Origin of the sequence: Candidatus Vampirococcus lugosii (assembly GCF_018420025.1) — a bacterium.
In the GTDB taxonomy this organism is placed as follows: domain Bacteria; phylum Patescibacteriota; class Gracilibacteria; order Absconditabacterales; family Absconditicoccaceae; genus Vampirococcus; species Vampirococcus lugosii.
Genome location: NZ_JAEDAM010000040.1, coordinates 1 through 8435, shown reverse-complemented (window position 1 = coordinate 8435; position 8435 = coordinate 1). Strand labels below are relative to the sequence as shown.

Here is an 8435-nt window from a genome sequence, read left to right as displayed (position 1 = left end):
AATGACATATTTTTATGTGTTTTATTAGTTATTATTTACTTCAAGATTTTAGATTAAAAGTTAAAGATTTATTACAAGAATATACATTAGATACATTATTAACTGAATTAAAAAATTTAAGTAAAGTTTACTTTAAAATAGATAATATACATATAAATAAAGTAGAACAAATAAATGAACTTCAAGAAAAATTATTTAAATTATTTAAAATAAAATTTGTGTAGTACACAAATCTATTTTTATTTTCTTGCAAATCCTTGTCTAAATCAAGAATTTAGAAATTTTTTTCTACAAAGATGAGATAAAATTAGAAATGAGTACAGAAACTGAAAAAAAATAGTAATTATTTTAGATAATGCTAAATATAATCATGCTAAAGAAGTTCAAATTTTAGCTGAAAAACTGTGAATAAAACTGTGTTATTTACCGCCATATTCACCTAATTTAAATTTAATAGAAAGAGTTTGGAAATTTTTAAAAAAAGTATTAAAAAATACATATACTCCTAATTTTCTTGATTTTATAGAAAAAATTAAGGCTATTTGCTGAGAATTTAATTTAACTTTTAAGGAAAAATTATCTAGTTTGTTGAATAATAAAATTCAAATAATTAGATAATTATACTAATATTAGTAAATGTTTTTAGTATATAAATATATATATATATATTATAACTATTCTTACTAAAAAAGTAAAATATTTTTAGTATATTCTTTTTTTCAATAAGTTTTTTTAGTATCTTTTGATTTATGAATCATATATTTTCATAATTTTATGTTTCATAGTTCATATTTTCCAACTTTTACTCTTTTAAGATCAGTTACTTCATATCAAACAGATTTTAATAATCTTCTTATATGACGATTTTTTCATTCTTTAAGAAGTATTCTCAAAAATTCATTATCATACTTATCTTTTATTTTATGTATATCATAAAAAGATAATAATTCTCAATTTTTATTATCAATATTTCAATCTTTATCAAGCATATTTCATTTTTTTAATTTGCTAATATGATTAGTTTTTAATTGTTTATTTATTTTTACTTCATAAATTTTTATTATTTTATTTTTTGGATTTTCATAAAAATCTACAAGATGAGGTGAATTTGTTAATAACAATAATCAATGACTTTCTTTATCTAATCTACCTATATAATAAAAATCTTTATGCCAACTTTTTGGTAATAATGAATATATAGTTTTATTATGTTTATCATTTTTGGAAACTACATATCATTTTGGTTTATTAAATGCTACTATTACAGGTTTGAAACTAGGTATTTTTGTTATTTTTTCTTCATATACTTCTTTTTCAGAAATTTTTACTGTAAGTATATCTCATATATTTACTTTTTTATTTATATCTAATACTAATTCATTATTAATAAATACAGCTTCTTCTTTTATCATATCTACAAAATCTCTTCTTGATACTGCTTTAGTTTTTTGTAAATAATTTAATAAACTTATATTTTCCATTAAAGTATAATTTTTTTAACTAATTAAATATATATTATATATAATGATTTATTATTTTATTTCAAATAAATAATTTCTATATATTTTAAGTTGCAAAAATCAATAAAATATATAAATATAAATTATTTAAAATTTAATAAATAAATTTATATAATGTTTTTAAAATTAACTGAGCCAGAATGGTGAAAAAAATTTTTACAATTTGCAAATGATTTTGTAGATAAAAATGAATTTTTATCAAAAACTATTCCTATTACTGCTGATATTTTTGTATTTACTTATCCACTATATTTAATATATTTATATATTTATTGAATATTTAATAAAGATATAAATTATAAATATGCATCTTTGTATATATTTTTTTCTGGTGTTAGTTCTATGTTTGTAAGTCAAATGTTTCAATTTTTTGTAATTAAAGATAGACCTGAAGATCATATTTCTTCCAAAAAAAATTTAATATTGGAACATCTTCCAGATATAAGTTTCCCATCAGATCATATGACTTTAAGTATAGCTATAGCAACAAGTAGTTTATTATGGTGAATTAAAAGAAAAAATAAATTTTTTATAAATATTTCTTTTTTACTTTTTATATTTGCATTTGTTATGTGATTTAGTAGAATAGCTTGAGGTATTCATTGGCCTACAGATATTATTGCTTGATTTTTTCTTTGAATTTTACTTCCATTTGTTTTGATAAATACAAAAATATTTAATTTTTTCAAAAGATTTATCTACAATCCATTGATTAAATTACAAGAATTTATATTTAAACATATATTTAAAATTAATTAATTTATATAGCTGTTTTGATTTCATCCATTGAATAACCTCTAGCTCATAGTTTTCTTATTATATCAAATCATTCAAATCATTTACTTTTATATTTTTCTATTTCTTTAATTATTCATTTTTTAATTCATTTGGAAATATCGTTTTCCATATTTGTATAAACTTCTTGAACTATAGATTTATCTATTCATTTTTGAATTAATTTATTTTTTATTATATAAGATGCTTTTCATTTTTTTACACATTCTGAATTGAAATAAATTTCGCAATAATTTTTATCATTTAGATAATTTTTAGATTTAAGTAATTTTATTGTTATTTCTATTTCTTTATCATTATATCATTTTTTAAATAATTGAGTTTTAAGTTGTGATTCTGTTTTAGGAAATTTGTAAATATAATCCATTGCATAATCTATACATTTTTTTTTCATAAATATTTTATTAAATTAATTAAATAGTGTATTGTATATACACATATATTAATATTTTTCAAATAAAAATTTGTTTTTTATATATTAATATCTTATGTAAAGATTATTGATTTCAAAAAATATATAATTAAAAAAATTATAAGTGTTGGTAATATAAAATATATTATTGCATAATATGATATTGCAAAAGAGTTTATTATAAATTTTTGTTCATATGATTTTATTTTATATAACTTTTTTGATATATATTTATGAAAAATTAATATTATTAATATTATTAATATTAACAATATAATTATTTTTGGTCAAAATCATATTATTATATAATCTCATGCTATTCGTAGTATTTCTTCTTTTATCTTTTCAATACCTACATAAGTTATTAGTATAATTATAAAAAATATAAATGAATTTTTTTCATTTATTATATTGGTAGCAATTAATTTATTATAAAATAAATTTAATCATTCATCTTCATAAAATTTTTTATTTTTACCTAAATTTATATTTTCCATTTGATAAATTCAAATTTTTTTTTGTTCTCAATAAAGCTCTTTTTCAAGAATATAATTTTTTCAAGAAAAAGAAAAATAATACAAGATAATCTTTTTTCAAGCAAAATATGATTTTAAATTTTTTCAATTAATTTTTTTTACATCAACTTCATGTATTTTATATATACTTAAATTTCCTTTATTGCTTTCTATATATGAAGAATTTATTTTTTTTATATAAAAAGGAGGAGTAATTTCTCGACTAAATTCTGTTTTATATTCTTTAAATCCTGAACTAAAATTTTTTTCTATCTCAAAAAGATAATATCTATTTAAAGAATTATCTATAAGCAAGTATTCATTGTATTCCAAATTTATTAAATGTTTTTTCTTTTCTCGTCATTTATATCTTATAATAGAAGATATAGTATAATTTTTATTTTCTATATTTATTTTTTTTCATATTCAAACATTTTCAAGAAAAATTGATTTTATATTATGTTGTTGCCAAACGAATTTTATTCAGCAATTTTCACAATTAAATTCAAGTTGTTTAGTTTTTCAGTTTTTATAATTTTGATAAATTTTTTTTACATTTTTATTTGTTCTCAAATAATTTAAACAATTTGTACATTGTATAGCTTTTCATCATATTTTCATTTTTCATTCTTTTTGTAAATTCTGTCAATCTTTACAAATATTTTGATACATTTGTTTATATTTTTTTAGATATGGACTATCAGGATCTTGTTTTTCCAAAGAAATTAAAAGATCTTTCATTTTATTGCAATCTTTATTTACATAAGAATTATACAAATCTTTTAACATTAACACAAAAATTAAATTAATTAAACTACCATATATTATATATAATTATATTTAATTTGTCAATTTATTATTAAGTAATTTAAAGATTTTTTGTTTTTTATAAAAATATCTACTAATTTTGTTGAAAAATCTAAAAATTCTTGTTGCATTATTTTATTTATTTCGTATATGAAGTTATATATTTAAATTATTAATCTTATTATTCAATGAAATTTATTTTAACATTTTTTTTCTTTATTGTTTTTTCTTTTTGAACTGTGATTTGATTTACTTTAAATAATGAAGATCAAAAAACTCTTGATAATTTTTTGCAAAATTTGGAAAATGTATATAAAAATCAAGAATTTAAAACTTATCTTGTATTAAATAATATTGAAAAAATATTAACAGATTTTGAAGAAAATAAAAGAATATATACAATACTAAATAAAATATCAGAATTTACAAATGAATATATTAAAGATATACAAGATAGAAAAGAAAATAAAATTGAGGAAAAAAATAAAAATGAAGAAAAAATTGAAAATAATGATATAGGAGAAAATAAAATTGAGGAAAAAATTGAAAATGAAGAAAAAATTGAAAATAATGATATAGAAGAAAATAAAATTGAGGAAAAAATTGAAAGTGAAGAAAAAATTAAAAATAATGATTGAAAAAACTATGAAAATGATACACAAATAAATGAAAATGAACAATATTTAGAATTTGATTTTACTGATTATGAAAATATTTTTTCTTTAAATTTGGAAGCAAATTTTGATTCTTGATTGTTAAAGAAATTATATTTAGAAAATATTTGAGATGATTTAGATTTAAATTATTTAATAAATGATGCAATTTTGCTATATGATTGAAAAAAAATTACTAATTGATATGTTGATCAAAATTTTATAAATTTTGATATTTGATGAAATTGATTTTTCTTGCCAAGAAATGAATTTATGAAACTTGATGTATATTTTCAATTTAATGAAGTTATAAATCAAAATCATATATGAGAACTTGAATTTGCTATTTGAAATAATCCTACGGATGCTATTGATTCTGTAAAGAATTGATTATTAGTATATTCTTTTTCAAATTGAAATCCTATGAATATTCAGTCAGATTATTCCAGTACAAAGAAAAAATTAATTTTAAAATCTAGACCTTGAATTAATTTTGATGAAGATTTTGAAACTTCTTATTATAAATCTTATGCTTTTCAAATTGCTGTTTGAGCAAATAGATTAACTATGAATAGTTTTGTTTTTGAACTAGCATGAAATTTTTTGAATACGGCAAATAAAAATACTAAATTTTTACTTAAATATAATAATGAACTTTATGGTAGTGCATCTCTTGTAGATATTGAAGATAATAGATATTTGAAAATAAATAATAATTGAGATTTTATTAATTATATAAGTTGAAATACTACTGCTAAATTCGTTTTGGAGTTGGAAAATGTATGAAATCCTAAATGAGCAAGAGAAATTAGACTTTATAATATTATTATTCAAGATGATTTTTGATGAATTATAGATAATCTAAATGATTATAGTAATACATGAATTCCAGCTCAATGGCAATATTATAGATATTAATTTTAAAAAATTATTTATATTTATTGATAAGAGTAGATTTGTATCTATAAATTTTTCTTTCAAAAAAATAATGTAGAACAGTAATTACATTAAACAAAATTTTCTCTTGAAAATATTTATATTATCTTTATATTAAAACAATATATTTTTATATAAATAAAATAATCTGTATATGAATTATAAACTTAATAAATGAGTTAAATGTAATTATGAAATTGTTGTTACTGAAGATTTGGCAAATATGTGAGAATATAAAGAAAAAGTTCTTAAGAAATTATGAAAAGATATAGAAGTTCCAGGTTTTAGAAAATGAAATGCTCCAATTTGACTTATAGAAAAAAAATTAGATCCTTGATATGTTAATATGTGAATATATGAAGAGGTTGTATATAATTCTCTAAATAAGGTTTTGGATGAAAATAAAGAAATAAAATTTATATGACAAATATATGATTTCAATCAAAAAACTAATGATTGAAGTTTTGAATGCTCTTTTAAATTAGATTATTATCCAGAAGTTGTAGAAAATAACAAAAATTGGACTCAAATAAAAATGGATGATATATTAATTGAAGTTAGTGAAGAAGAAATTAATGAAACTATAAATAATTTAATGAGACAATATGCTAAATATGAAGATGCTGAAGTTGTAACACAAGATACTGTAGCCAAAATAAAAATTGATTTTGTTGATGATAAGTGAGATATTCTTGATAGTTCAACAATGTTTGTTGGAAGAGAAGATATTAAAGAACATTCAATTATAGAGAAAAATTTTATATGAAAAAAAATATGAGAAACTTTTGAATTAGATTATGAACATAATTCTTTTCCTCATATTATGACTTACAAAAAAGATGAAAATTTGCCATCAAAAATATCTTTTACTGTAGTTGATATTAAAATTGTTGTTTTACCAGAAATTAATGATGAAACAATACAAGAAATTTTTAAATGAGAAGTTAAAGATCTTGCTGAATTAAAAGAAAAAATTACTGAAACTATTAAAGGTCAAAAATTTGAAAAGAAATTATTGGATACTACTGATAAATATATAAAAGATATAAGTGATTCTTTAAGTATTACTATTCCTAAAACATTAATACAAGAAGAAGAAAAAGCTAGAATGAAAGCTTTTGAAAAAAGATTAGGTTGAGAAACAGCTATGAAAAATTATTTAGAAAAATTATCTGAAGAAGATCTTAATAAAATGAAAGAAGATGTTAGAAATATTTCTGAAAATAGTTTATCTAAATTCTTTATATTGAAATATGTCTCTCAATATTTTGATATTGATAAAGATATAAATTGGGAAACTCCATTTGTTGCTGAGAAAAAGCTTTATGAATTTTTGAATTCTAATAATGAAAATAATAAATAATTTATTTTAAAATTTAATATAAAAAATATAAAATGTTTTGAAATATGTGAGATATGACACAAATGTATCATAAGTATAAAAAATTGCAAGAAGTTATGAAAAATACTATAATTAGAGCTAGGGAAAGTTGAGTTCTGATTGATATAACTGCTGAAATGAAAGTTAAAGATGTTAAAATTGAAGATGAAACATTGCTTGATCCATCTAGAAAAGAAGATATAGAAAATGCTATCAAAGCTGCTATTGAAAAAGGTCAAACAAAAGCACAAGAAGTTGCTATGCAAAAAACTAAAGAAATACTTGGTTTTGATCCAAATGATTTGGCAAATATGATGTGATGAGGATGAGCTTGATGATCTATGCCAAGTATTCCTGGTATGTAAAAGATATTGCATTTTGAATCAATCTTATAATTTTTAGTTTATATGTAATATAAGTTCTTTATTGTTTTTTTTAAATTAAGAGATTAATATAGTATAACTGTTTTATCTCTTAATTTTTTATTTGAAAAATTTTCCAAATTTTCTCTAATTTATTTATATAAAAATATAATTATTATATATTGACAATTACTTTTATTTCAATATACAAGAATTTATTTAATATTTTAATGTTTAATATAATTATGAAAGATAATTCTAACTATTTAGATGAGAAAATTATGGATTTTGAATGAAATGATGTACAAGAAAAATTTAGAAGATATTCAGAAATTTCTTCCAAAATAAAAATGAAATTATGTTGAAGTTTGGAATGAAGTGAAAAACTAGCTAGTAATTGGAATATAAATAAACTTGATGAAAAATTCTCTTCTTTGACTGAAGAAGATATTCAATATATTTCTAATTCATATCCAAAATCTTATTTTGAATATGTAGAGATGTTTTTTGATGATTTAAAATATAAATTTAAAATTGATAAAATTAAATGAATTTGATATAATTCTATATTAAATATATTGATAGATAAAAATGCATCTTATAGTAAAATAATATTATTTGTATTTTATTCTTATTTGGAAAATATAGATAATGAGCAAAATATAGATAATAATGAATTATTAGTTGAAATTGTTAACGATTTAATAAATTTTTGATTTGATAGTTTAAGTTCTAATGAAATAGAAAACTTTTTGTTTACAATATTTGATCTAGGTCTTTTTGAAGAACATTATCATATTATAAAAAATAATTTTGATTTAATTTTTGTTGATAAATTTGAAGATCCTAAAATTATTTGTCAATATGCTATATCTGCACATATGCAAAATATTTCACAAGATGAGATTAATGTTATTTATGATTGAAATGTATTTATACTAAAAATATTTTGCTTTTTTAGTAAGAATAGTTATAATATATATATATATATTTATAAATAATGAAAATATTATGATAGAAAAAATAAAAGAAATAGAGTTAAGAGAAAAAACTG

9 protein-coding genes and 1 pseudogene are annotated in these 8435 nt (G+C 18.4%); 7 read left to right on the top strand and 3 right to left on the bottom strand.

Features of this window, described 5'->3' with window-relative positions:
- The coding region (locus VAMP_RS03425) for a hypothetical protein (protein ID WP_213349284.1) at positions 1–224 on the top strand (224 nt) is incomplete at its 5' end.
- A gap of 106 nt (positions 225–330) precedes the next feature.
- A pseudogene (locus tag VAMP_RS06245) lies at positions 331–481 on the top strand (transposase); the annotation flags it as partial.
- 202 nt (positions 482–683) lie between these two features.
- On the opposite strand, the gene VAMP_RS03415 reads toward VAMP_RS06245, so the two are convergent.
- Positions 684–1481, bottom strand: a complete 798-nt coding sequence (locus tag VAMP_RS03415) for a pseudouridine synthase (RefSeq protein WP_213349279.1) — start codon at positions 1479–1481, stop codon at positions 684–686.
- Between the two features lie 153 nt (positions 1482–1634).
- On the opposite strand from VAMP_RS03415, the gene VAMP_RS03410 reads away from it, so the two are divergent.
- On the top strand, positions 1635–2279 hold the full coding sequence (locus VAMP_RS03410; RefSeq protein WP_213349276.1) for a phosphatase PAP2 family protein: 645 nt from the start codon (positions 1635–1637) through the stop codon (positions 2277–2279).
- 1 nt (position 2280) lies between these two features.
- On the opposite strand, the gene VAMP_RS03405 is transcribed toward VAMP_RS03410, so the two are convergent.
- Positions 2281–2709 (bottom strand): regulatory protein RecX, encoded by a 429-nt coding sequence (locus tag VAMP_RS03405; protein ID WP_213349274.1) that lies wholly within the window; start codon positions 2707–2709, stop codon positions 2281–2283.
- A gap of 92 nt (positions 2710–2801) precedes the next feature.
- Positions 2802–4031, bottom strand: a complete 1230-nt coding sequence (locus tag VAMP_RS03400) for a hypothetical protein (RefSeq protein WP_213349272.1) — start codon at positions 4029–4031, stop codon at positions 2802–2804.
- A 206-nt stretch (positions 4032–4237) separates the two neighbouring features.
- On the opposite strand from VAMP_RS03400, the gene VAMP_RS03395 reads away from it, so the two are divergent.
- The 4 genes from VAMP_RS03395 to VAMP_RS03380 all read left to right on the top strand — a co-directional run bounded on the left by VAMP_RS03395 (position 4238) and on the right by VAMP_RS03380 (position 8382).
- Positions 4238–5620, top strand: coding sequence for a hypothetical protein (locus tag VAMP_RS03395; RefSeq protein ID WP_213349270.1), 1383 nt, complete (start codon positions 4238–4240; stop codon positions 5618–5620).
- A 172-nt stretch (positions 5621–5792) separates the two neighbouring features.
- Complete coding sequence (locus VAMP_RS03390) at positions 5793–7001, top strand: trigger factor (protein WP_213349268.1); 1209 nt, start codon at positions 5793–5795, stop codon at positions 6999–7001.
- 32 nt (positions 7002–7033) lie between these two features.
- Entirely contained in the window at positions 7034–7384 is a 351-nt protein-coding gene (locus tag VAMP_RS03385) for a YbaB/EbfC family nucleoid-associated protein (RefSeq protein WP_213349266.1), read from the top strand.
- 242 nt (positions 7385–7626) lie between these two features.
- Entirely contained in the window at positions 7627–8382 is a 756-nt protein-coding gene (locus VAMP_RS03380; RefSeq protein ID WP_213349263.1) for a hypothetical protein, read from the top strand.
- The last annotated feature ends 53 nt before the right edge of the window (positions 8383–8435 follow it).